The sequence below is a fragment of the Acinetobacter sp. CIP-A165 genome, assembly GCF_000367985.1.
Lineage (GTDB): Bacteria > Pseudomonadota > Gammaproteobacteria > Pseudomonadales > Moraxellaceae > Acinetobacter.
Genome location: NZ_KB849200.1, coordinates 178,953 through 204,540 on the forward strand (window position 1 = coordinate 178,953; position 25,588 = coordinate 204,540).

Sequence of the window (25,588 nt, forward strand, 5' to 3'; positions counted from 1 at the left end):
ATTCCTAAATCCACATATTGAGGAATAGCGAAATGAATATCAACCTCACATTGATTGGCCAAGCGATTGCATTTGCGGTATTTGTCGCATTCTGTATGAAGTTTGTTTGGCCACCATTAATCAATGCAATTAGTGAGCGTCAGCGTAAAATTGCTGATGGCTTAAATGCTGCTGAAAAAGCGAAAGCTGACCTTGCTGATGCACAATCACAAGTGAAGCAAGAGATCGACGCAGCAAAAGCACAAGCGGCTCAATTGATTGAACAAGCGAACCGTCGTGCAGCGCAATTGATCGAAGAAGCGCGTACCCAAGCTGCGGCTGAAGGTGAACGTATTCGTCAACAGGCGAAAGAAACTGTTGATCAAGACATCAATGCTGCTCGCGAAGAATTACGTCAACAAGTTGCTGCCTTGGCAGTTGATGGTGCAGAGAAAATTCTGAACCAACAAGTTGACGCAGAAGCTCATAATGCCATGCTGACTCAGCTGGCTGCTAAACTTTAAGCGAGGGAAATATGGCTGAATTCTTGACGTTGGCACGCCCATACGCTAAGGCAGCATTTGCTTATGCATCTGAGCACAATGCAACTGACTCTTGGTCAAATGCGTTACAAGTGCTCAGTGCTGCGGTGCAAGATGAGGCATTTTCCGCTTATTTAAATCGTCCTGAGCTGACTCCTGCGGAGCAAGTAGGTCTTTTTGCTAAGATTCTAGGTGAAGATCAAACTCAATCGGTGTCGAACTTTCTGACACTGCTTGCAGATAATGATCGTTTAATATTGTTACCTGAAATTGCAGCAGAATATGAATTACTTAAATCGCAGAACAACAACACATTGGAAGTAGAGATTCAATCTGCTTTCCCAATGGATGCGAAACAAGAGCATATTTTAGCTCATGCGTTAGAAAAACGTTTTAACAGAACAGTACATGTTACTGTGAACGTTGATCCAACGCTCATCGCAGGTGTTGTGATTCGTGCAGGCGACCAAGTGATAGATGACTCTGCGCTTAACAAGCTTGAAAAAATGCGGACTCGTCTTCTTGCCTAACAGCAAAAAGACTGAACTTAAAAAAGATTGAGGAATAGCGCAATGCAACAACTGAATCCATCCGAGATCAGTGCGCTCATTAAACAGCGTATCAGCGATCTGGACACCAGCGCGACCGCTAAGAATGAAGGTACCATCGTCATGGTATCTGACGGTATCGTGCGTATTCACGGTCTTGCAGATGCAATGTACGGTGAAATGATCGAATTCGACGGCGGCTTATTTGGTATGGCACTGAATCTAGAACAGGATTCAGTGGGTGCCGTTGTTTTAGGTAACTACCTAAGCCTTCAAGAAGGTCAAAAAGCTCGTTGTACAGGTCGTGTATTAGAAGTTCCGGTTGGTCCTGAACTTCTTGGCCGTGTCGTAGACGCTTTGGGTAACCCAATTGATGGTAAAGGCCCGATTGATGCAAAATTGACTGATGCTGTTGAAAAAGTAGCACCAGGTGTAATTTGGCGTCAGTCTGTCGACGAACCTGTTCAAACTGGTTATAAATCAGTTGATACCATGATTCCTGTGGGTCGTGGTCAGCGTGAGTTGATTATTGGTGACCGTCAAACTGGTAAAACAGCAATGGCGATCGATGCGATCATCGCTCAGAAGAGCTCTGGCATTAAATGTGTTTACGTTGCGATTGGTCAAAAACAATCAACAATTGCAAACGTAGTACGTAAGCTAGAAGAAACTGGCGCTATGGCGTATACAACTGTTGTCGCAGCTGCGGCCGCTGATCCTGCAGCAATGCAGTATTTGGCTCCGTATTCTGGTTGTACAATGGGTGAATACTTCCGTGATCGCGGTGAAGATGCGTTAATTATTTATGATGATTTGTCTAAGCAAGCTGTTGCTTATCGTCAAATCTCATTATTGTTACGTCGTCCACCAGGTCGTGAAGCATATCCAGGTGACGTATTCTATCTTCACTCTCGTCTTCTTGAACGTGCTTCGCGCGTTTCTGCTGACTATGTTGAGAAATTCACGAACGGTGAAGTTAAAGGCAAAACTGGTTCTTTAACTGCATTACCGATCATTGAAACTCAAGCCGGTGACGTATCTGCATTCGTACCAACCAACGTAATTTCGATTACTGACGGTCAGATCTTCTTAGAAACATCATTATTCAACGCGGGTATTCGTCCTGCTGTGAACGCGGGTATCTCGGTATCGCGTGTTGGTGGTTCTGCTCAAACTAAGATCATCAAAAAATTGTCTGGCGGTATCCGTACTGCTTTAGCGCAATACCGTGAATTGGCTGCGTTTGCTCAGTTTGCTTCTGATCTTGATGAAGCAACACGTAAACAACTTGAGCATGGTCAACGTGTAACTGAGTTAATGAAGCAGAAACAATATGCGCCTTACTCAATTGCTGACCAAGCTGTTTCTGTTTATGCATCTAACGAAGGCTACATGTCTGACGTTGAAGTGAAGAAAATCGTAGACTTTGATGCTGCGTTAATCTCTTACTTCCGCTCTGAAAAAGCTGCGTTAATGCAACAGATCGATGAAACTGGTGATTATAACAAAGACATCGAAGCGGCAATCAAAGCAGGTATTGAGAGCTTCAAAGCGACTCAAACTTACTAAGTTAAGCTTTAGTTAAGTTTGGTTCACGGATCAACCTTCGGAAGCTCGTAAGAGCTTTCGACTACTAGGTTAAGCGTATGGCAAATTTAAAAGAAATTCGCGCCAAAGTTGCTAGTATCAAGAGCACGCAAAAGATTACTCGCGCGATGCAAATGGTAGCTGCTTCTAAAATGCGTCGTGCGCAAGAGCGCATGGCACAGGGCCGTCCGTATGCCGATAATATGCGCCGTGTAATTGCTCACTTGGTACAAGCAAACCCTGAATATAAACACCGTTATATGGTTGAACGTCCTGTAAAGCGCGTTGGCTATATCGTGGTGTCTTCAGATCGTGGCTTGGCGGGTGGCTTGAACATTAACTTGTTCAAGAAAGTTGTGCAGCATGTCAAAGCACAACAACAGCAGTCAATTGAAGTTGAATTTGCTTTGATTGGTCAAAAAGCGGTTTCGTTTTTTAAGAATTACGGCGGTAAAGTGCTTGGTGCGACCACCCAACTTGGTGATACACCGAGTTTGGAACAGTTAACTGGCTCAGTGCAGGTTATGCTTGATGCATTTGATAAAGGCGAATTAGATCGTATCTATCTCGTTTCAAATGGCTTCATCAATGCCATGACTCAACAGCCTAAAGTAGATCAACTTGTTCCTTTAGCATCAGCAGAAGAAAGCGATGACCTCAACCGTACTTATGGTTGGGATTATATCTACGAACCAGAAGCAGAAGTATTGTTAAATGGTTTGTTGGTTCGCTATATCGAGTCTATGGTTTATCAAGGTGTGATTGAAAACGTCGCATGTGAGCAATCTGCACGTATGGTCGCAATGAAAGCAGCGACCGACAACGCAGGTCAGTTGATTAAAGACCTACAACTCATTTACAACAAGCTGCGTCAAGCCGCGATTACTCAGGAAATTTCCGAGATCGTTGGCGGTGCCGCTGCCGTTTAACATTATTAAGTTTGAATTGAGGAGACAGCAATGAGTAGCGGTCGTATCATTCAGATCATCGGCGCGGTTATCGACGTCGAGTTTGAGCGCAATAGCGTTCCTAAGATCTATGACGCTCTCCAAGTTGACGGTACTGAAACTACATTAGAAGTTCAGCAACAGCTTGGCGATGGTGTAGTTCGTACCATCGCAATGGGTTCTACAGAAGGTCTTAAACGTGGTCTTACTGTAACCAGTACAAATGCACCGATTTCAGTTCCAGTGGGTCCAGCTACGCTTGGCCGTATCATGGACGTGTTGGGTCGCCCGATTGATGAAGCAGGTCCTGTTGCAACTGAAGAGCGTTTGCCGATTCATCGTCAAGCCCCTTCTTATGCTGACCAAGCTGCATCTACTGATCTTTTGGAAACTGGTATTAAAGTCATTGACTTACTTTGCCCGTTTGCGAAAGGTGGTAAAGTTGGTCTATTCGGCGGTGCCGGTGTTGGTAAAACCGTTAACATGATGGAGTTGATCAACAACATCGCGAAAGCACACTCAGGTTTATCTGTGTTTGCTGGTGTTGGTGAGCGTACTCGTGAAGGTAACGACTTCTATCACGAAATGAAAGATTCTAACGTTCTTGACAAAGTAGCAATGGTCTACGGTCAGATGAACGAGCCACCGGGTAACCGTTTACGCGTCGCGTTAACTGGTTTGACCATGGCTGAATACTTCCGTGATCAAAAAGACGAAAATGGTAAAGGTCGTGACGTATTATTATTCGTCGACAACATTTACCGTTATACACTTGCAGGTACTGAAGTATCAGCATTGTTAGGTCGTATGCCATCTGCAGTAGGTTACCAACCGACACTTGCAGAGGAAATGGGTGTTCTTCAAGAGCGTATTACGTCGACTAAAACGGGTTCGATCACATCGATCCAAGCAGTATACGTACCTGCCGATGACTTAACAGATCCATCGCCTGCAACAACCTTTGCTCACTTAGATGCAACAGTTGTATTGAGCCGTGACATCGCATCTTCTGGTATTTATCCAGCGATCGATCCACTTGACTCAACTTCACGTCAGCTAGACCCATTGGTTGTTGGTCAAGAGCATTATGAAATTGCACGTTCTGTACAGAACATTTTGCAACGTTATAAAGAGCTTAAAGACATCATCGCGATCTTGGGTATGGACGAATTGGCTGAAGAAGATAAGTTGGTTGTTTACCGTGCGCGTAAAATCCAACGTTTCTTCTCTCAACCATTCCACGTTGCTGAAGTGTTCACTGGTGCACCTGGTAAATTAGTATCGCTTAAAGAAACCATTCGTGGCTTTAAAGGTCTATTAGCTGGTGAATACGATCACATCCCAGAACAAGCGTTCTATATGGTGGGTGGTATTGACGAAGTGATTGCTAAGGCCGAGAAACTTTAATTAGCAACTCTAATTTAGGAGGTTCTCATGGCGACGATGCAATGTGATGTCGTAAGTGTGAATGAGTCAATTTACTCTGGCACAGTAACGATGTTGATCGCTAAAGGTGCAGGTGGTGAGCTTGGTATTTTACCTGGGCACGCTCCACTAGTAACTTTACTCCAGCCTGGACCGATTCGCGTTCAGTTGGAAAATGGTACAGAAGAAATTGTTTATGTATCAGGCGGCGTGTTAGAAGTTCAACCTCATGTTGTGACCGTGCTTGCAGATACTGCAATCCGTGCCGACAACTTAGATGAAGCAGCAATTTTGGAAGCTCGTAAACAAGCTGAACAATTGTTGGCGAATCAAAAGAGTGATTTGGACTCTGCTGCTGCACTTGCTTCGCTTGCTGAAACAGCAGCTCAGCTTGAAACGATTCGTAAAATCAAAAATCGTGCAATGTAATTGCTGATTTGAGATAAAAAAAGCCACCGTCAGGTGGCTTTTTTTATGGAAAAATAACTTAAAAACAATATTTAAATAATTGTCATTTTCATATAAAGTGCGTCACGCATTCTATAATTAAATGAGAAATACCATAATGAAAATTTTACTTCCTGTTGTACTGAGCCTTGCATTCGTTGGTTGTGCTTCAGTGCCTCAAGCAACACCGCAATTGTCACAACAAGCCAAAAAACTGGATGCACCCACTGAAGGGAATGCCGCAATTTATGTTTATCGCTCTAATAGTATTGTTGGTGCTGCATTGAAAAAAGATGTATGGATTGATGGCGAGTGTTTAGGCGAAACGGCTCGTGGTACGTTCTTCTTAAAAGAAGTGGCGGGTAATCAAAAACATACGGTTTCTACAGAGTCAGAGTTTTCACCAAATCATTTAGCACTGACGACGGAAGCGGGTAAACAATATTTTATCCAGCAGTACATTAAACCTGGCGTGTTAGCGGGTGGGGCGAATCTAAAACAAGTCGATGAACAAACCGGTAAAAAAGCGATTGCTGAATATCAATTCGCACAGTCTGGTAAATGTAGCAAAGCAACGATTAGTTTAGATAAGAAATAACGAATCGTCACTTTAAGGTGGCTATTCTTCTATTTTGTTATACTCAATTGGGTGAATTAGAAATATAAATCCAATTTAAGCACCTTCAAAGTTGATCTTGATATCGACCTTGAAGGTGCTTTTTTATTATCTAAAAACATAATATGATGAATACTTAGTGCGATATGGATCACGTCACGCTAAGCGATAAATAACGAGTATATTGAATAAAAAATTAGGAAAAATATGTTAGCAAGTAATGTCTTAAAGTTGCGCTTGGATCGTATTGAACAACAGGGACATCATTTTTCTGTAAAAGATCAATTGAAGTTGGTCACACTTGCTCAACCTGAATTAACTGCGGGCTTATACAGCCATCTGCTTCAGGTCACTTTGCCTAAAACATGGCATTTTCAACACGATACTATAGAAGAAATAAATTGCTCATTACGTTTAATTACATTGATTCATCAAGTTTTTATACCTGCTTATCAGCAACATGCCCATCGTTTTGCTTGGTTTGAACAATGCGTGGCATTTCGTCTGCAATATTTGACCCAAGGCCTTAGCGAGCAACAACGATATGAAACGGTAACGCAGTTAGCAAACTGTAAAGATAGCCCGCTAAAATTAAGTATCTTGAAGCAATTACACGCTGAATATGATGATGTTGAGATTAAGTATGCTTTAGCTGCTTTTTATCAGCGTTTGGAGGATTGGTCAGCAGCAATTGAAAACTATCGTATCGTATTTCAGCAGCAAGCCATTCAGCCTGATAGTGTTCATTATGATTTTATACACTGCCTATTGAGTCGAAATCGTCATCACAATGAGCAGGGTAATCGTGATGCGGTTGATGCCTTACAGCACTTGGGAAATTTAGAACATATCCAGCAACAAGCGAAACATGAGCAGTTAACCCAGTGGGCTGTTTCATTGATGTTGCCTGAGTGCTTACAATCCAGTCCAGTTGAATCAACCAAGCTACTGATTGATCTACAACACCGATTAAAATATATGGGTCATTCTTTAAACCATTGGCTGGTCACCCATGCGTTTATCGTGCCTTATTATAAAAATGTGATTGAAAGTGCACCGAAGCTGTTAAATAACAGTGAGCTCGTGGTGAGTTTAGATCGGCATAAAGCGGCCAATGATGCTTTGCAGAAAATTTTAACAGGTCGAGACTTAAAACTGGTCAGTGGTATTCATCCTGCGCATTATCGTCTGGGTTTTATCTGGAACTATTTACACATCAATCCCTTAGTTTTGGATGCTTTGGTCACCGCGTCTAAAGGTCATCCTGATGCTTTTTATAATCTAAAACAAATTCCAGCGCCTGATGATGATCATGATGCAGCTCTGACACGCTTATCCTCTTATTTGGCAAAGCAACAAGTCGCCTATAACCTAAGCCAGCAGGGACATACGATTGAGTTTGCAGAACACGCTCACTTAGCAGGTTTTGACTTGATTGTAGATGGTACACCGATGCAGGTGAAGTGTACTTTAGCATCGGATGCAGTAGAGTCCTTTGCAAAAAGCCATCCGCATATTGCGATTATTGTGAATATTGAATTGGCGCATCTGCAAGAGAAATATGCTTCTGTTTTTGCTGATCTGGCATTGAGTTATGAGTCCGTGCAACGCACCGCCCAAACCAGTTTGCAACATGTGGTTGGTGTTGATGACTTTGTTTCAATTCCACTGATGAATACAGGCTTTGCGGTGTATCGTAATTTTTCTGCCTCACAAGCTCAGCCAGTTTCTCGTCCATATTTAGCTTATAAACAATCGAACTCCGTGATCAAAAATAGTTTGGCGATCGGCGCTGCGATTGGAGGACTTGTTTCGGGGTCTATCGGTGCTTTTGTTGTCGGCGGATTCGCTGTTTATCGTACTTGGCGCGTGCAGAAAGTTGAGCAAGCAAAGCCGTTGCAAGAAAAACAACAATTGGTTGCACAGTGCAATCAGATAATGGACTTACTCATTGATTTTGCCGAATGGTTTAATCAAAACCTATTAAAATATCGCGTTGATTTATATGCGTATCAACTTCGACAAATTGAGATGAAGCTGATGGGTAAAATACCTGAAGCGGTGATTTCCACGACTTTATTTGCGTATAAATTTGAAGCTTATCAACGTGCATTGAAATTGCATCAATGGATGCAACAACAACTTGCTTATGAAAATCCTAAGCGTAGAGTACAAGCGGGCTGGGTTGCTCTGGCACAGTCAGATCAGTTTATGTCGATTGAATTAAAACAACGTGTCATTCAACTCAATGCCGAACTCATAAAATATAAACAGATGACACAACATGGTTTGCACTTATCAAATGTTCAACATGCATCGAATGATGTTGCTAAACCCGCTTATCAGATGCAAACAATGCAGATTTAGATGTCTGTCTGAGTTTCAGTATCCGTTTTTCCTAATATAAGTGTTGCCAGTTTAAGCATATCCATTTGAATACGATTGAATTGCTGCTCAATTTTTTCAAGGTCTAATTGGCTAATATCCAGTTGACCATGAAGGAGTGGCATTTTTAAAAGTTGTTGATTTGCATTAAGTAGACTCTGACGAATTTGATCGACTTCATGACTCTTTAGTTGAAGTGCTTGTAAGGTATCGTGTAAAGCATGCAAATTTTGTTTGAGATCTGTCGTTGCATTTTGCAGTTGCTGGGTATTCTTTTCTTGAATCGCTTGCTCAAGCTGGTTTTGGGAGCTTTTGAGCAGAGCCGTATAATCATCAGTTTTTAGCTGTAGTTGTGCTACATCACGTACCATATTAAATAGGTTGCCACTGCTTAGCTTTTGAATATCCTGCGGTGTTGTTGTATTGGCATCATCGGTACTGATGTTTGAGTCAAACTCAGTGTTTGGTTCAGCAACTTGATGGTTTTCTTGAGGCACTTGATCACAACCGACGAACGCGAATGCAGTAACAACTACTGTTGCAGAGAAAATGGCTTTGATGGCTAGATTTTTCATCGTGGCTGAACTGCACCAAAATATGAGAAGATCGTCACTATAATGAGAAAGTATGAAGAAAAATGTGATTTTTGCAATTCATTAACATTTTAGTCAAACAAATAAAATAACAAGGGGAGCGTTTTACTTGTGAAAAAGAGAAGGAACGCAACATGATCCCTCCCTTTGGTTTTTTTAATTTACTTTGCCAATTCAGCTTCAATTGCAGTCACGATACGCTCATCATCTGCAGTAATATCTGGCGCAAAACGAGCCACGATCTCACCATTCTTATTGACTAAGAATTTTTCAAAATTCCATAATACTTCAGGTGGATTATTTGGTGTTAGACCATAATCAACCAGATCTTTCCACCAAGGGCCTTCGCCAGTACGTTCTGGTATCGCTTGGGTTAAGGTCTGGTACAAAGGATGTTTATCATCGCCCGCGACTGATATCTTGGCAAATAATGGGAAATGCACATCATAGTTGAGTGAGCAGAATTGTTGGATTTCATCATTTGAACCCGGTTCTTGTTCTAAGAAATTATTGGCAGGGAAGCCTAAAATTTCTAAACCTTGCTCTTTTTTTGCTTGATAGAGTTTTTCTAACCCTTCATATTGTGGTGTTAAACCACACTTTGAAGCAACGTTAACAATCAGTAGAACTTTGCCTTGATACTGATCGAGATCAACGTCTTGACCTTTGATATCCTGAACAGGGATGTGATAAACCGATTGGCTCATGGAGTATGTCCTAATTTGTTGTTGTGAAATCACTTGTTTGTTTTAACTGCTAATCTTTTAGAGTGCAATGCTATTGATATGAATACATACAAATAATATTTATATCGTCGCATTTTTAAGTTGAATCGGCGTTTGCCCCGTATAGCGTTTAAAAAATTCGATAAAGCTCGAACTATGGTGATAACCCAATGCAAAGGCCAGTTGTTTAATGGTCATGCCTTGGCGGATTTGGTGAATGGCGAAAATGATTTTCGCTCGATTACGCCATTCGGATAATGAGAGTTGTAATTCTTGTTGGCTCAAGCGTAGTACATGACGCTCGCTGACAGAGAAGTTCTGTAAAATTTGCTGTAGGCTGATGTTGAATAAATCAGGATCAGATAATTTTTCTAAAATCGGTGCCAAAATCGGGTGGCTACTTTGTGGCAAATAGTGCGAATGGGCAGGGGCTTGTTTGAGTTGATCAAATAAAACTTGCAATAAATGTTCAAGGTATTCAGGCTGCGCCGCTTGTTTTTGTTGTTCTAAAATCTGCACGATCAAAGCACGAAAAAAAGGTTGGATACTAAAGCAACGACAGCTATTGCCTAAAAACTGCCCGAATTTAGGGTGTATCCGAATACAAATATAATGAATTTCGTGTTCAACAGGCAAAGATTGGTGTTCAGTACGCGGTGGTAGCCAAAGCCCATAACTGGGTGGTGATAAATAGTACTTTCCTTCAATGTCAAATTCTAAAGTACCGTTTAAACTAAAATTAAAGTCACCCCAAAGTGAAGTATGAGGATTGACAACATCGTCTTTTTGATAAAGAAATTCATGTACTTCGATACCATTCAGAAAGGGAAGTTGTGCAGAGACATCATGCTTCATTGGGGACGCTCATGTTAATTTTCGCAGGTGAGTTTAGGATTATTTAAACCGCGTGCGAGGGTAAAAATCAATACCAGAGAACAGAGTACTAGCGGGAGCATAGCAAAAAACAAGATCGTGCCGTCAAAATGATCGACAATGATTCCGCCAAACATACTGCCTAAAGCAATCAAAATTAAGAAGGTCAATGTCACCATCGGCATACCTTTTTCCACTGCTTCAGGTGCATGAGTAAACATCCAGATATTTACCGCCGTTGGGATGATGCCATAGGCAAAGCCCCACAACGCCGTCAGTACGATCGCGACCATGATATGTGTGCCAAACATAGGGAGACTTAAAAATGCCAAAAAGAAGGCAACGCCACTGACTGCAAAAGTATAGCGAATATTGATTTGTCCGAGATAACCCGCAAAGATATTGCCAAAAATTCCTGCAATTCCATATACCAGAAGTAAACGGCTAATCAGGCCGTCAGAAAAGTCAATCTGGTGCTTAAAAAAGGCAGAAAAATAACTATAAACGGCAAAGTGTGCAAAACCCATAAAGATAAAAATAATCAGTCCTTTACGAGCAGCGGGATGTTGTACGAGGATTGGGAGTTCTTTCCAGCGTAGCGAAGAGGATGGTTTTAATTGAGGTAGGTACAAGTATTGGAAGATAAAAAGCAAAATTCCCATTAATGAAATGACTGTAAAAGATGTACGCCATCCATTATATTGCGCGAGCCACGTACCCATTGGCACACCCAGTACGCTCGCCAGCGTGACACCGAACGCGACCCATGCAGTTGCTTTGGCAATAGGTAAATGTGGTGGGGCAAGACGACCACTCAAAGCAACTGCGGTTGCCCAAAAGCCACCAATCGCAATCCCTAAAATAATTCGTCCGAGCAGTAAAAGCGTGAAATTTGGTGCAAATGCCGTGATGAAATTCGCGAGAATCATCAATAAGGTTAACATTAGTAACAGCGGCCGCCGATCTAGTGTTTTGGCAGACACAGGAATGAGTACTGCTGCAAACATCCCGACAACCGCAGTTAAAGAAACGGTGAGACCTGCTGTGCCCACAGAAATCTGAAAATCACGCGCGATTTCATTCAGTACCCCAACGGCAAGAAACTCACCTGTGACCAAGGCAAAAGCACTGAGGGTCACGGATAGAAGTGCAAACCAATTGCCTTGTGTTTGGCTTGACTGAATGGGGGGTATTTCACTAGAAAGGGAGTTTTCCATAAAAATTCCTTTATTGTTAGTAAGATAACAATAAAATTTGAAAAAGAATAATGTTTTATAACGATCGTTAAAAAATAAAATAGTTGATAAAAGCCAATCAGTCAATTATTTTATAGTGAACGTTATAAAAATATTTGTGACCCTTATGACTCATCCAGATATGTCTCTGCCGTCACCTTGTGATGACGCGCTAAAAAAGAAGCGTGGACGCCCAAAGTGTTTTGATGAGCAACAGGCTTTAGAAACGGCGATGTTGTTATTTTGGGAACATGGCTACGAAGCAACTTCGATTAGCGATTTAACTCAGGCTTTAACGATTACAGCTCCGAGCCTCTATAGTAGTTTTGGCGATAAAACAGGGCTATTCTATAAATGCATTGATTACTATCTCGCCCATGAAGCTTGTCCAATTGAAGCAATTTTTTTAGAAGCCAAAACCGCAAAGGTGGCTTTTGAACTTTTTCTTTATGACAATGTACAACGTCTAGCGCAACCCGATAAACCTTCAGGCTGTATGTTGGTGGTTGCAACCATGAATTGTTCTGATAATACCCAAGCGATACAACACAATATTCTTGAAAAGCGATTGAAAACCAAACAAAAAATGTTGCAACGTTTACAGCAAGGTGTTTCTGATGGTGATTTGAAAGCAATAGCCCCATTAGCAGAAATGGCAGATTTCTACGCAACGGTTTTACAAGGTTTAACCATACAAGCAAGAGATGGGGCAAGCGTCGCACAGTTGCACAAAGTGGTTGAACACGCGATGCGTGCTTGGGAGCTATTCTAAAGGATGTCGTAACTGCGATATAAATGTCTGAAATACGATATTTCAATTAATTTGGACATCTTTCACAATACTCACATTGCTGAAATATTGTGAGAAAGGTCATGGGTCAGTTAACAAAATATCAAAAATGGGCATTTGTGCTGCCATTGATAGCGGTCTTAATTTGGTCACTGAATATTGTGGTGACCCGTTATGTGGCTGACCTGATTTCACCTGTCAGTATTAGTTTTTATCGTTGGTTTGTGGCTTTTCTTATTTTGACGCCATTTATGTTGCCGAAAGTTTGGCAGCAACGCGCTTTAATTCGTCCATTGATCGGTAAGTTAGCCATATTGAGTGCATTTGGTATGGTGTTATACCAAGGCTTGTCTTATACCGCCGCACATTATACCACTGCCACCAATATGGGCATTGTGAATGCTTTTGTCCCTATATTTACCATATTTATTTCGTATCTGATTTTGAAAGATCGACCGAATCGTTTTGCGATCTTCGGTAGTCTGTTGTCATTTGCAGGTTTGATTTATGTCATGAGCCAAGGGCATATTTCCAGTTTATTTGCCCAAGGCGGGCACTGGGGCGATGCGGTGATGGTCGTTGCCGTTGGTTTCTATGCTTTCTATGGTGTATTCCTGAAAAAATGGCAACTGCAATTGCCCTTAATGACCAGTTTATATGTACAAATTGCATTTGCGTTGTTGTACCACCTGCCATTTTTACTGTGGTTTGGGCTAGACCGTATCAATGCTGACAATGCCGCAAGTGTATTGTATGCAGGCATGTTCCCATCATTGATTGCGCCATTATTATGGATGCTTGCTGTGCAATCGATCGGTCCAAACCGAACCAGTATTTTTATGAATTTGATGCCAGTGTTTACTGCCATTATTGCCAGTTTTTGGCTCGCAGAAAGCTGGACGATTTATCATACTGTTGGAGGGGCGATGATTCTTGCAGGTATTGTGATGGCACAGAAAAAAACCGTGAAATTATCATCCCGAGTGTTAAAGCCGACGATTTAAGATGTATTTAAAATGCGTGTTTGTTTAAAAAATAGACAAACGCGCAAAATAATAGATATGAAGACAATTCTTTCTATTTGATATTAAACGTATATTTTGAAGAAATGCTAAATTTGTGATCAAAAAAAAGCTGAATAAAAATAGAAATATAATTTTATTAAAAATATAGAAGTGACAAAATTGGTACGCTTTTCACCTTTTTTGCACGGCAAATAATATATTTGTATAAATGAGATGATTGATCCATAATAAGCACAGAAGCAAATTGATACATTTTAGTGTTTAGATTGCTTGCCGAATTTGTGAACCCTCTGGATGTGATTATACACATCCTTTTTATGCTCAGTTATCCCTATATAACTGAGCTTTTTTTTGTCTGCATTTTGGCTCATTTTATCCGTTGTTTTATGCCCGAATCACTTCGCCTGTGAGCGCATTTAAGATTCGACTCGGTTCTTGGCTTTGTCCCAAAGCACCGTCGAGATAATGCAATGCAGAACCAAAATAGCCTTGCGCCTGTTCTAAACGATGTGCAGGGGTTAAACCTGCGGGATTGGCACTGGTTGAGACAATAAAACCACCAAAAGCATTGCATAGTTCGACACACAATGGATGGGTGGTGACACGCACAGCAACCAAAGGGTGTTGCCCTTGAATCCATGTTGGAATCTGTTGATCAGCAGGCAGTAACCAGGTGGTTGCGCGCTCAACTGGTGTGCGGTTAGACCAACTGTTGATCACTTGCTGACGTATTTTGGGAGTCAAACTTTGTAATAAATGTTCGACTTGTGCGACTTTCCCCGCCAGTAAAATTACGCCTTTTTCGATTGGGCGATGTTTGAGTTCAAGAATCTGTTGAAAAGCTTGCTCATTGAATGGATCACAGCCCAATCCCCAAACAGCTTCTGTCGGATATGCCAGTACTTGACCTTGTTTGAGGAGCTGAGCGGCTTCAGAGATTGAGGACGTTATCATGTGAGGTGTGCAGAGTGTTAATAAGAGAAGCTTAGTTTAAAGCATTGGGCGACAACGTAAATAGCGTCCAGCTTGTTGTGTGCATAAACCTAATAACTCAAGTTCCATCAATTGCGCTGTTAACTCTGAAATTGCAGCTTGGTTGGCTTGAGCAAGTTGATCTAAGTCTTGTCCGACCCAGTCTAAGCGTTGATAGAGTCCGATCAAATGAGAAGGGAGATTCGGTGTGGTGGTGTTCGGTTTTTCAGCGTGTTGCTGTTGTGCTTGCCATTGGGTGGGCAAAGCCAAATCTTCAATCACTTGTTCTGGATGGTCGACCAAAATCGCGCCTTCACGAATCAGTTGGTGGCAGCCTTGATGGTGCTCACTATAAATATGTCCGGGAATCGCAAAGACCATCTTGCCTTGATGAGCCGCCTCGTTTGCGGTGATCAGAGAACCACTTTTTAATGCAGCTTCTACCACGACCACACCGAGACTTAAACCACTGACGATACGGTTACGCCTTGGAAAGTGTTGTTGTAAAGGCATTGTGGTGGGTAGAAATTCGGTCACAATCGCACCTGACTGAATAATCTGTTGCGCCAGTTGTTTGTTTTGTGCTGGATAAACGGTATCTAAACCTGTGCCGACGACGGCAATGGTGCGCTGATGGGTGAGACCCCCTTGATGCGCGGCTTGGTCGATGCCATGTGCTAAGCCACTGCTAATATAAAAACCTTTTTCACTTAAATAATAGGCAAAATCATATGCGACTTGCCGCCCATGTGGACTGGGCTTTCGGCTGCCAACCATGGCAATTTGTGGTTGTAATAGCGCGTGCGCTTGACCTTGTCCAAATAAAATCGGTGGATGATCAGCATAAGGTAAAAGTTGGGTGGGATAGCCGATATCGTCAGGAGTTAGAATAAAATCGCTATGTTGACAAATCAGTTGAACCAGTTGTTCAAACTGTTGTCGCCCTTGAGTTGTTTGGAATGTTTCTACGCGTTTTAAGTGATTGGCATGTAAGCCGAGTTGTTGCCATTCCGAAAAGCGATCTGCTTGGGTCGCTTGTTCACAATCCCCAAAATAGTGGATGACTTTTTTGAAACTAGAAAGCGAATGTTGAACCAAATACCACAACAACACAGTGTGGTAGTGATGAGGTGATAGTTGATTCAACATTTCAGATCAGTGCTCAGTCATCAACTAGTCTTCAAGACGAGGCGGTTTGATGTTTGAACCGACTTTAATTGGTAAATCGCTTTCAAGTACATAGGCATAACTAAGCCGATCAAAGCTCTTAAAAATCATGACATTACCCACATATTGCCCAGGTAATTTAACCGTTTCTTTGGTTTTAGGATCTTTGACGGTTTCGCCGTCTTGATAAGCATGAAATACTTGTCCGATTTCAATGCCATCATTTGTACCACGGTCAACGGTGACGACACCATTTTTAGCAGCAGTCCCAATTGAACCCATGACACGAATGATTTTACCGCCATCTTTGACTTGATTTGCATCTGTTGGATAGAACAATGTCGGCAACATCGCATCTTGTTCAGCCATGACACGATCGCCACGACGCACTTCACCATTGTAGCTATCGGTTAATTCAACTGTGGTGATGTCATTTTCATTGCGAATGGCAACACCTGAAGCCACTTGAGTGAGTTCGATGCCGAGGTTCTGCTTTTTACCGTGCTCATCAACAATGATGTAGGGTTCGCCTTCGCGGAATACGCCATAGCGCTGACCATTTTCTAGTCCTTTACCACGGACATAGACACTTTGACCTTTACCTGCAAGGACGCGTTTGTCAGCTGTACCCAAAATGTATGGGGTATGAGCAATGGTGTCTACTGGAAGAATCGAGGTGCGTTCTAACCATTGTTGAATATGCGCCAGTGGAATCACGGGAACACTATTATTTAGAGCTTCAACACGAACCTGTGGACGTAAGGTTGAGATATTGCCACTGTGGCGACGAATAATCCCAGCACAGCCATCGCCCTCATCTTTGCCAATTAAAGGTTTGCCGTTCAATGTGCACAATAACAGACGATCACCTGGATAAATCCAGTGTGGGTTTTTCACGTGTTTATTGCTTGCCCAAATTTCTGGCCAGCGCCAAGGTTTGCTTAAAAACTTGCCTGAGATATCCCAAAGTGTGTCACCTTTTTTCACCACATAAACATGGGGTGCACCTGCTTTGACAGCAGGAGGGCTAACGTTTGGACTTGCAGCATGTGCGATATTGACGCTCATCCCCAATCCCGCGCAAATTGCCACGGCAATCAGTTGTTTTTTTAACCCCAAGGCATGAAATGAGTGTATGCCGTTTAAAACCTTTTTCATTATCATAATTCCTAAAAATTATGTGCGTAGTTGCGTTATAATAACGACATTACCCACATTTTTTTTTGATCAAGCATTCCCTTCAGTCGGTTTTCTGATCAACGGCATAAGTTGAGGATGTCAGTATGGCCTTATTACCTATTCTAAGTTTTCCTGATCCCCGCCTTCGCACCATTGCCAAGCCAGTCGAAGAAGTCACTGATGATATTCGTCAGCTTGCAGCAGATATGCTTGAAACCATGTACGAGGCACCGGGTATAGGTTTAGCGGCATCTCAGGTTGATCATCATATTCAGCTTATTGTTATGGACATCTCTGAAGAGAAAAACCAACCGATGGTGTTCATTAACCCCAAAGTCACTCCGCTGACTGTAGATACTCAGCCTTATGAAGAAGGCTGTCTCTCCGTGCCTCAAATATACGACAAAGTTGAGCGTCCGTCACGCGTAAAAATCGAAGCAATTAACCTTGAAGGTCAAGCATTTGAGTTAGAAGCTGACGAACTTCTCGCTGTTTGCATCCAACATGAAATGGATCACTTAAATGGCAAACTTTTTGTGGATTATTTATCGCCATTAAAACGCCAACGTGCCCGTGAAAAAGTGGAAAAATTGGTTCGCCAGCGTGAAAAAGAGAAAGTGGCAGTTAAACGTTAAGTCAAAATAGAGTTCCCCTCTTTAGTAAAGAGGGGGTAGGGGAGATTTTTACTTTGTTTCGTTGTGGTTTCCTGTTTGCATTCGCCGCGGTCTGTTTACAGATCGCGGTATTTTTGCAGCCATTACTCCCGAAGCAATATCAAATCGCACCTGTGTGTGAAACCATTACTCAAGCTTTGCTATTACCTAAAATACAAGTCCTATTAAGCCAAGCCGTACATTCTTCGCATCATCACCCACATCAGCTTGAACATACTCAAGTTTCGATGCCGCAACATGATCATCATGATCCGAATCATCAATGTCAGTATTGTACCGTCTATGCCAATTTGATCCTGCCGCCTGAGCTTGGGATTAAAGAGGTCTTGGTTCGGATTCAGATCCGTTTAGTGGCCTATCAACATGCCTTTAGACATGTTTATTTTGCGCTACAACAACTGTTTTTATTGCCCCAAGGGCGAGCCCCGCCACACTTTGCATAAATCATTGCTTTTTAAATAGGGTGAATCCAATTCGCCCCTACGAGAGTTTGTAAATTTGATTTTGCAAACTCAAGCCGTGTTTATGTTTTAAGGAAAGCTCTTATGGCTCAGCCTAAATTTTTATTACAACCGCTCATGGTTGCGATGCTTGCTGTCTCAAATACCGCGATGGTGTGGGCAAGTACGGAAACTCAATCAACGCAACAATCTGCTCAAGTTGTTCTTGCACCGATCGTCATCACTGCACAACAACCCAATCAGAGCAATGGATTGGTCATTCAAGCCGATCCTAAGCAACCGATTCAGCCTGTACCTGCAACCGATGGTGCAGATTATTTACAAAGCATTATGGGATTCAGTGCCATTAAAAATGGAGGCAGCAACGGCGATGTTACCTTCCGTGGCATGTTTGGTTCGCGTATTAAAATGTTGGTGGATGGCAGTGAAAACCTAGGTGCTTGTCCATCACGTATGGATGCACCGACCTCTTATATTCAACCTGAAAGTTTTGACCAAATTACGGTGATTAAAGGGCCGCAAACGGTTCAATATGCAACGCCTGGCTCTGCTGCCACGGTGATTTTTGAACGTCAGCCTGAAAACCTAAGCAAAGATCAACCCTATCGTGGTCAAGCCAGTGTATTGGTCGGTTCTTATGGACGTTTAGATCATAATGTTGAAACTGCAATTGGTGATGAAACGAAATATGCACGTTTGAATGCCAATCGTTCTGTGGCGGATGATTATCAAGATGGTGACGGGAAAAATGTTCACTCCAACTGGGAACGCTGGGGTGCTGATCTTGCCTTAGGCTGGAAACCGACTGAGGATGCTTGGTTAGAACTTCGTGCAGGCAAAGGCGATGGTGAAGCTGCCTATGCCGGTCGTGGTATGGATGGCGCGCAATTTAAACGTGAAAGTTTGAGCTTACATGCCGAGCAGAAAAATCTGAACAACGTGATTAAAAAAGTCCAAGCACAAGTGGACTATAGCTATAACGATCACATCATGGATAATTTTAGTTTACGTACTCCGCCGATGACCAATATGAATATGCACGGCATGCAGATGATGGTACCGAATAAGATGTCGATGCGTGTCGATCGCCGTACGTTAAATACCCGTTTGGCGGTCACGACAGATTGGGATAAATTCAGCGTGGTTTCAGGGTTGGATAGCCAGCATAACAAGCATGGTGGTGACATGGTGATGTATGCCATGCCTAAAATGAGTTCCCCTTATGCTGAAGATCTAAAGTTCCAGTCTTATGGTGCGTTTACTGAATGGACTTATAACGTTGATGCCGATCAAAAATTAGTTGCAGGTGCGCGTGTTGATCAAGTCAAAATTGATCAACTTCAAAATGGTAAAAACCGCAAGGATACCGTACCAAGTGGCTTTATCCGTATTGAAAAAGCGTTTCCTGAACATGGTGTGAAAAGCTATGCAGGCGTGGGCTATGTTGAACGAACTCCTGATTTTTGGGAGTTGTATAGTACTTCAACAGATCGTGGGGTGGGGACAACGGATATGATGGGTGTCACCACTTATCGTATGATTGATAATTTAGACAATCTGAAAAGTGAACGTACAGCCCAATTCGATATTGGTTTTCAGGCTGAACATGGCGCATGGAATACATGGGCTTCTGCTTATGCAGGTTTAATTAAAGACTTTATTTTGCTTGAATATCATACGCCTGATAAGCGGAAACCTTTGGCGCGGAATGTTGATGCAACCATTGCAGGTGCTGAAGCAGGCGTGGGTTATCAGTTTAATGATCAGGTTCAAGCAGATGTTTCAACGATGTACGCTTGGGGTAAAAATACCTCTGATGATCGTGCTTTACCGCAAATTGCACCTTTAGAAGGACGTATTAACCTTCGTTATGTCGAGGAGAAATATAGTTTAGGGCTATTGTGGCGTGTGGTTGCTAAACAAAATCGTATTAGCCTAAATGAAGGCAATGTGGTTGGCTATGATATGAATCCAAGTAAAGCGTTCGATACTTTGGCTTTGAATGGGACATATAAGTTAACAGATACTGTTGATGTGTCAGTTGGTGTCGATAATGTCTTGGATAAGACCTACACCGAACATCTCAATAAAGCGGGTGCGTCCATGTTTGGATATGGCGCCAGTGAACAGTTTAATAATATTGGACGGAATTACTGGATGCGTATGAGCATGAAGTTCTAAGCAACAAAAAAACAAGGTGGACTTTCCACCTTGTTTGATTTTGCATTAAGCCAAACAATCTTGTTTTGGCATTAAACTATCGCAATACAGCGGGTTTAATGCACATTGCAAATCATCAATCTGCTCTTGAGTGACATAACCTTCGGCTTTAAGATATTCTGCTACACGGTCATCACGTAAACTCAAGAACGCAGCATCATATACGCCTAAATCAACAAATAATGCGGCGGTTTCTAGACTATTAAAGTGATCTAAAAAGACGTCATTTTCATACATTAAAAAAATATGTTCAATTTCAGCATCACTCTCAATTTTTAAGCGCTGCGCTAAATTTTCAGGACGTGTTTTGATAAAAAGCAAATCTGAAAGTTCATCAAATTGAGTTCGATCAAGCTGATTTTCACCTGCTTTTACATGACCCAGCCACGCTTTAAAGACCAGTACCGCACCACCGCGTAACAACATGCTCCACATTTGATGGCGAGTATCTTGATCTAGATGAGATGACTCAGTTTCGAGTGCTTTTAAGAAAATTTCTTCTTGTTGGGCTAATTTTTCAAATAAACCTAAACCCTGTGGCTGATAAGCAGCAGGTGCGAATACATCAAAATGCAGCTCATCGAAAACATTTAAAGCCAGAGGAACAGCCGCTTGATACAGCGTATTCAATGCGCGTAAGTGGGTATCATTTAATTTGTTTTGAGCAAAGATAGTTTGCCAGTTGAGTTGTGGTAAGAGTGCATTGGCGCTGTATTGACGATAAAACTGTTGCGAGCGATGTTCAGAGCTAAGCTGGGGGCTATTCATGATCAATATCCTTTCTGGCGGTATTATTGTGAGAAATCCTAAAGACGTGCAAATAGGTTTCTATTGATTCGCATAAATTTATGCTTTATTCAGAAAGCAAGTAGAATACGACTAAAGTCTTATATGGCAATTTTTGATATAAAATGGTAATAAAAACAATATTTTATAAAATTGTAAGTAAGTGTACAATCGTTCACTAATGTAAGTGGACTTTTTTGCCATAGTCAAAAACTATTTGAGCACTTCGGTCAATTTTTTAGCAACCAAAGTGCAGGTTTTTGATGGTTTTTGCCTATGTTTCAAAATATTATGCTATTTATTCGACTTCTTTCACAAATCTCCTTGCGGAACTTCAATCGTTCCTCATTCTCCCAGTGAAGAAATACAAGGAGGGTATGAATAATGATGAAAGCAGTTTATTACATCGGCAAGATTTTTAAACCTGACAACCAAGCGCGTAAACCTGCGGGTTTGAGTGGCTTTTTGAGCAGTATAATATTCTGTTTTTTCAGTCGTTGTGGCAATTCAGGATCTGAATCCGCCGTGATCAGTGCCACAGGAACATGTGCGGGCCGATGTTGCTCAATAAAATCTAAACCTCGTTGATCATGATTTAAATGCTGATCAATCAACCAGACTTGAATATCATGCTGTGTGATGAGTTGTAGCGCTTCTTTCGGTTCGGTTGCGGTGAAAACTTGATAGCCCCATTTACTGAGTAAAGTTCGCATTCCGTCTAAAATAGTTTCATCATTGTCCAGACAAAGAACTTTATAAGCCGTGTGTTGTAGTGCTGTGGTTGGTACGACAGATGTATGTATCTTTGTGGCTGCAGTCAACGGCACTTCAATCATAAAGCAGGAGCCTTTGCCCAATTCGGAATGTACATGGACAGGGAAATCTAAGAGATGGGTCATGCGTTGTACGATCGCCAGCCCCAGCCCAAGACCTTGCTCTCCCCAAGGCGAGGTGTGCCCGCAACGCTCAAATTCTTGGAACAGTTTAACCCGTTGTTGCTCGTTTATGCCCGGCCCAGTATCCCAAACCCCGATCCGGATATGATTCGGTCGTTGTGCGGAGCGTAATACGCCCACCACAACGCGACCCTGAGCGGTATAGCGGAGCGCATTGCTGACAAAATTTTGAATAATTCGTCGCATCCATTGTGGGTCAGTATCGACCCAAAACTTGGTGTCATGGACTTTAAATTGAATATCGCGTTGGGCCGCAATCGATTTGAACTGTAATTCAAGGTCATTGAGCAAATCATGCAATGCATAAGCTTGTCGTTTTGGCTGAATGGTGCCCCCTTCCAAACGCGCAATATCTAACAACGCGGATAACATGCTTTCTGCACCATATAGTGCACGATCAAGCTGTTGTAAGGTTTGTTGATCTTCAGACGAATGTATGCTTTGTTCCAGTGCAGTACTAAACAATCGTGCAGCGTGCATTGGTTGCAATAAATCATGGCTGGCTGCAGCAAGAAAGCGGCTTTTGGATTGATTGGCTTTATCAGCTTGTTCCAATGCCAACTGTTGTTCAGTGAGCGCATCTGCCAGTTGTTGTGTGCGATCGTGGACACGTTCTTCTAACACAGCTTCATTAGTACGGAACGCGGTGATGTCTGCAAAAGTTGTGACAAAACCGCCGCCTTTAATCGGGTTGCCCCGCATTTGGATGACCAAGCCATCTTTACGAATACGTTCAAACTCATGTGCACTGCCGACTTTCATCCAGTGAATCCGTTTGCGGACATGTTCTTCTACTGAACCCGGTCCACATTCTCCACGTTCAGCGTTATAGCGAATTAGATCTGCAATTGGACAGCCGACATAAACCAGATCTTTAGGGTAATCAAACAGTTTTAGATATTGATTGTTCCATGCCACCAAGCACATATTCTTATCAACTACACTCACACCTTGGGTCATGTGATCAATCATGGTCATCAGTAAGTTTTGGTTAAAACGTTGCCATTGCGAGGCTTGGTCTAAAATGTTGGCGACTTGCCCTAAAGCTAAGCCATTATTGATCATGGCCGTGGTCAGCAAGGTACGTGCAGAAGCTGCTCCAATAATCCCTGCAAGATATTGCTCAGTAAAGCGCCACCACATGCCATTGGCAACATGATTTTCATTTAGAAGTACATGATTTTGTTCAGAGAATTGTTGAAACGCTTGGGTCGTTGGTCTTTCGCCTGTGATCCGTTTCGCCAAAGCCAATAAGTCACCGACTTTTAGGCGGGCTGCATTTTGATGTAAATCCGTCAGATCAGCCGCAGATTGTGCTGAGGGAAGTGGTTTGCTTTCATAATAAAAAAAGCTTTCTGCCTGAATCTGTTCTGCAACACTGGGACGATAAAGACGCGAGATCCAAATATATAAGACAAGGTTGAGACCCAAAGACCAAAGCACACCATGGGTAAGCGGCGCAAAAGATTCAAAGCCGAGCAGTGCTTCTGGACGTAAGCCATGTATATCAAATGGCCCGAATAACAAAATATGTTGTGCAAAGTTTTGATAATGTTCAGGTAAGCTGCGCAGCAAAGTCGGAAAAAGCAGCGTGTAGCTCCACATTACAAAACCGACAATCAGACCGACATAAACCCCTTGTCGGCTTGCCCCACGCCAATATAGTCCGCCAATGAGGGCGGGTGCGAACTGTGCAACAGCACTAAATGCCAGCAGACCGAAGACCGAAAGCTGATTAATATCATTAAAGAAATTAAAAAATAAGAAACCCAATAACATGACGCTCAGGATGCTGATTCGCCGTGTTAGTTTGAGCACTTTAGGTAACTGTCGGTCATGTCGAGAAATAATTTTGAAGCGCCATAGCGCAGGCATGATCAAGTCGTTGCTGAGCATGATCGAAAGTGCCACTGATGAAACTAATAGCATGCCAGTTGAAGCAGAAAAACCACCCAAAAATGCCAATAATGCTAACCAATCTTGTTGGTAGCTGAGTGGTAGTGCTAAAACGGCAATATCAGAAGAGCCAAGGGATTCAGGAAGTGCATGTAGTGCCCAACTGGCGATTGGAATGATGGCGATTATGGTGAGAATTAAATAAGCCGCAAACCAATGTCTTGCACCACGAATATGTTTCTCATCGCGGAGTTCAACCACAGCGACATGAAATTGGCGAGGTAAACAGATCATCGCCAGTGCAGCGAGTAAGGTTTGCACCCAAAAGGTTTCGGGTACACCGAGTTGTTGTAAATTATAAAAATGCTCCGAGACGTCATTGCTGACTTGTTTAATATTCTCAGGCGATTGTAATAAGAAAAATCCTGCTACACAGAGTAATGCAAACAGTTTTACGAAGGACTCAAATGCGACTGCCAGCATCAGACCACCGTGTTGTTCGGTGTTAGCAATATGTCGTGTGCCAAAAATCATCGCCAAAATTGCAAGTACCGCAGTTAACATCAGAACGCTATTGGTGGTGGTATGTATATTGGCGTTTTGATCAAGAATCACCGCAGCACTGAGTGCAATCGCATGTAGCTGGAGTGCCAGATAGGGCACAATTGCAATCACAGCCAAAATGGTTACAAGGGCGGCCAAGCTGCCACTTTTGCCGTAACGGGCAGCAATAAAATCGGCAATCGATGAAATCGAGTGGTATTGGCGAATACGACCTAAACGCTTCCAAATATCATAACCAAACCAAAGAAATAGCAATGGACCGAGATAAATAGGTAAGAACAACACACCTTCACGAACCGCTGCGCCAGTTGCTCCATAAAATGTCCAAGATGAGCAATATACACCTAAGGTTAAGCTGAACAGCAACATGCGACCACGCGTACTGAGTCGACTGGCATGTTTTTCTCCAAAAAATGCACAGCCAAATAACAGCGCGATATAAAGCGCGAGTATGCCAAGAATAAGCCAGCTATTCATATTGCTCACGTGATCAATTCCATTTTTTATCATACCCGAAGCGTGGGCATAGTGAAGCGTACAGTTCTGCTTGTAACGACCAAAGTCTAAGTTACGGCATCATCATAAACTTGCTAAGTTGGATAGTGAAGAATCCCATAGAGAAAAAGGGGTCCATGGTTGGACACAAAAATAAGGAGTTGATTATGGATGATTCACAAGTAGAGCAGATTCTACAAAATCCAAAGTTTAAAGAAATGGTGAGAAGGAAAAGTATTTTAAGTTGGACGCTAACAGCAATCATGTTGTTTATCTACGTTGGCTTTATGCTTTTGGTTGGCTACAACAAAGAATTTCTAGCAAGCTCATTTAGTGGTGGTGTCACGACTTGGGGCATTCCTCTCGGTTTAAGCATTATCGTGTTGTCGTTTTTATTATGTGGTGTGTATTCCTACATTGCCAATAATAAGCTTGACCAACTCAATGAAGAGGCACTCAAGGAAGTTGAGGCGATTGCACATGAAAAAGGGAAGCACTGAG

Annotated in this window: 23 protein-coding genes; 14 read left to right on the forward strand and 9 right to left on the reverse strand. The window is 42.4% G+C overall.

Annotation, left to right across the window (positions count from 1 at the left end; translation table 11 throughout):
* Positions 1 to 32 precede the first annotated feature (32 nt).
* From F991_RS00770 to F991_RS00805, 8 genes are all read left to right on the forward strand, one after another.
* On the forward strand, positions 33 to 503 hold the full coding sequence (locus F991_RS00770; RefSeq protein ID WP_004668107.1) for a F0F1 ATP synthase subunit B: 471 nt from the start codon (positions 33 to 35) through the stop codon (positions 501 to 503).
* A gap of 11 nt (positions 504 to 514) precedes the next feature.
* The gene (locus tag F991_RS00775; protein ID WP_004668108.1) at positions 515 to 1,051 is read left to right on the forward strand and encodes a F0F1 ATP synthase subunit delta; all 537 of its coding nucleotides are present in this window, start codon (positions 515 to 517) and stop codon (positions 1,049 to 1,051) included.
* A 42-nt stretch (positions 1,052 to 1,093) separates the two neighbouring features.
* Entirely contained in the window at positions 1,094 to 2,638 is a 1,545-nt protein-coding gene (gene atpA, locus F991_RS00780) for a F0F1 ATP synthase subunit alpha (protein WP_004668110.1), read from the forward strand.
* Between the two features lie 77 nt (positions 2,639 to 2,715).
* A complete protein-coding gene (gene atpG / locus F991_RS00785; protein WP_004668112.1) occupies positions 2,716 to 3,585 on the forward strand; it encodes a F0F1 ATP synthase subunit gamma in 870 nt (289 codons plus the stop codon).
* 30 nt (positions 3,586 to 3,615) lie between these two features.
* Complete coding sequence (gene atpD / locus F991_RS00790; RefSeq protein WP_004668113.1) at positions 3,616 to 5,010, forward strand: F0F1 ATP synthase subunit beta; 1,395 nt, start codon at positions 3,616 to 3,618, stop codon at positions 5,008 to 5,010.
* A 27-nt stretch (positions 5,011 to 5,037) separates the two neighbouring features.
* Positions 5,038 to 5,457: a F0F1 ATP synthase subunit epsilon gene (locus F991_RS00795; protein ID WP_004668114.1), complete on the forward strand. Its 420-nt coding sequence runs from the start codon at positions 5,038 to 5,040 to the stop codon at positions 5,455 to 5,457.
* A gap of 136 nt (positions 5,458 to 5,593) precedes the next feature.
* Positions 5,594 to 6,073, forward strand: coding sequence for a DUF2846 domain-containing protein (locus F991_RS00800; RefSeq protein ID WP_004668115.1), 480 nt, complete (start codon positions 5,594 to 5,596; stop codon positions 6,071 to 6,073).
* Between the two features lie 225 nt (positions 6,074 to 6,298).
* Complete coding sequence (locus F991_RS00805) at positions 6,299 to 8,458, forward strand: hypothetical protein (protein ID WP_004668116.1); 2,160 nt, start codon at positions 6,299 to 6,301, stop codon at positions 8,456 to 8,458.
* On the opposite strand, the gene F991_RS00810 is transcribed toward F991_RS00805, so the two are convergent.
* The 4 genes from F991_RS00810 to F991_RS00825 form a co-directional block, all read right to left on the reverse strand.
* Positions 8,455 to 9,051, reverse strand: a complete 597-nt coding sequence (locus tag F991_RS00810; RefSeq protein WP_004668117.1) for a hypothetical protein — start codon at positions 9,049 to 9,051, stop codon at positions 8,455 to 8,457. The two genes, F991_RS00805 and F991_RS00810, sit on opposite strands and share 4 nt — an antisense overlap.
* A 179-nt stretch (positions 9,052 to 9,230) precedes the next feature.
* Positions 9,231 to 9,776 carry a glutathione peroxidase gene (locus F991_RS00815; protein WP_004668118.1) on the reverse strand — a complete coding sequence of 182 codons (546 nt, stop codon included), beginning with the start codon at positions 9,774 to 9,776 and terminating at the stop codon, positions 9,231 to 9,233.
* Between the two features lie 99 nt (positions 9,777 to 9,875).
* A complete protein-coding gene (locus tag F991_RS00820) occupies positions 9,876 to 10,649 on the reverse strand; it encodes an AraC family transcriptional regulator (RefSeq protein ID WP_004668119.1) in 774 nt (257 codons plus the stop codon).
* Positions 10,650 to 10,663: 14 nt separating this feature from the next.
* Entirely contained in the window at positions 10,664 to 11,884 is a 1,221-nt protein-coding gene (locus F991_RS00825) for an MFS transporter (RefSeq protein WP_004668121.1), read from the reverse strand.
* 145 nt (positions 11,885 to 12,029) lie between these two features.
* On the opposite strand from F991_RS00825, the gene F991_RS00830 reads away from it, so the two are divergent.
* Together F991_RS00830 and F991_RS00835 are read left to right on the forward strand one after the other, a co-directional pair.
* Positions 12,030 to 12,674, forward strand: a complete 645-nt coding sequence (locus F991_RS00830; RefSeq protein ID WP_004668124.1) for a TetR/AcrR family transcriptional regulator — start codon at positions 12,030 to 12,032, stop codon at positions 12,672 to 12,674.
* Positions 12,675 to 12,775: 101 nt separating this feature from the next.
* Entirely contained in the window at positions 12,776 to 13,696 is a 921-nt protein-coding gene (locus F991_RS00835; RefSeq protein WP_004668125.1) for a DMT family transporter, read from the forward strand.
* A gap of 405 nt (positions 13,697 to 14,101) precedes the next feature.
* On the opposite strand, the gene F991_RS00840 is transcribed toward F991_RS00835, so the two are convergent.
* The 3 genes from F991_RS00840 to F991_RS00850 are packed head-to-tail and all read right to left on the reverse strand — an operon-like array spanning position 14,102 to position 17,014.
* The gene (locus tag F991_RS00840) at positions 14,102 to 14,671 is read right to left on the reverse strand and encodes an L-threonylcarbamoyladenylate synthase type 1 TsaC (protein WP_004668126.1); all 570 of its coding nucleotides are present in this window, start codon (positions 14,669 to 14,671) and stop codon (positions 14,102 to 14,104) included.
* 36 nt (positions 14,672 to 14,707) lie between these two features.
* Entirely contained in the window at positions 14,708 to 15,838 is a 1,131-nt protein-coding gene (dprA, locus tag F991_RS00845; protein ID WP_004668127.1) for a DNA-processing protein DprA, read from the reverse strand.
* A gap of 24 nt (positions 15,839 to 15,862) precedes the next feature.
* Complete coding sequence (locus F991_RS00850; RefSeq protein ID WP_004668128.1) at positions 15,863 to 17,014, reverse strand: LysM peptidoglycan-binding domain-containing protein; 1,152 nt, start codon at positions 17,012 to 17,014, stop codon at positions 15,863 to 15,865.
* Positions 17,015 to 17,139: 125 nt separating this feature from the next.
* Here F991_RS00850 and def point away from each other — a divergent pair, with 125 nt between their 5' ends.
* The 3 genes from def (at position 17,140) to F991_RS00865 (ending at position 20,351) form a co-directional block, all read left to right on the forward strand.
* Positions 17,140 to 17,670 carry a peptide deformylase gene (gene def / locus F991_RS00855; RefSeq protein WP_004668129.1) on the forward strand — a complete coding sequence of 177 codons (531 nt, stop codon included), beginning with the start codon at positions 17,140 to 17,142 and terminating at the stop codon, positions 17,668 to 17,670.
* 44 nt (positions 17,671 to 17,714) lie between these two features.
* Entirely contained in the window at positions 17,715 to 18,152 is a 438-nt protein-coding gene (locus F991_RS00860) for a DUF2946 family protein (protein WP_034595322.1), read from the forward strand.
* 102 nt (positions 18,153 to 18,254) lie between these two features.
* Positions 18,255 to 20,351, forward strand: a complete 2,097-nt coding sequence (locus tag F991_RS00865) for a TonB-dependent copper receptor (RefSeq protein ID WP_004668131.1) — start codon at positions 18,255 to 18,257, stop codon at positions 20,349 to 20,351.
* Positions 20,352 to 20,396: 45 nt separating this feature from the next.
* On the opposite strand, the gene F991_RS00870 is transcribed toward F991_RS00865, so the two are convergent.
* Together F991_RS00870 and F991_RS00875 are read right to left on the reverse strand one after the other, a co-directional pair.
* Positions 20,397 to 21,158 carry a hypothetical protein gene (locus F991_RS00870; protein WP_004668132.1) on the reverse strand — a complete coding sequence of 254 codons (762 nt, stop codon included), beginning with the start codon at positions 21,156 to 21,158 and terminating at the stop codon, positions 20,397 to 20,399.
* Between the two features lie 419 nt (positions 21,159 to 21,577).
* Complete coding sequence (locus tag F991_RS00875) at positions 21,578 to 25,069, reverse strand: hybrid sensor histidine kinase/response regulator (RefSeq protein ID WP_004668134.1); 3,492 nt, start codon at positions 25,067 to 25,069, stop codon at positions 21,578 to 21,580.
* Between the two features lie 185 nt (positions 25,070 to 25,254).
* Here F991_RS00875 and F991_RS00880 point away from each other — a divergent pair, with 185 nt between their 5' ends.
* A complete protein-coding gene (locus F991_RS00880) occupies positions 25,255 to 25,587 on the forward strand; it encodes a DUF485 domain-containing protein (RefSeq protein WP_004668136.1) in 333 nt (110 codons plus the stop codon).
* The last annotated feature ends 1 nt before the right edge of the window (position 25,588 follow it).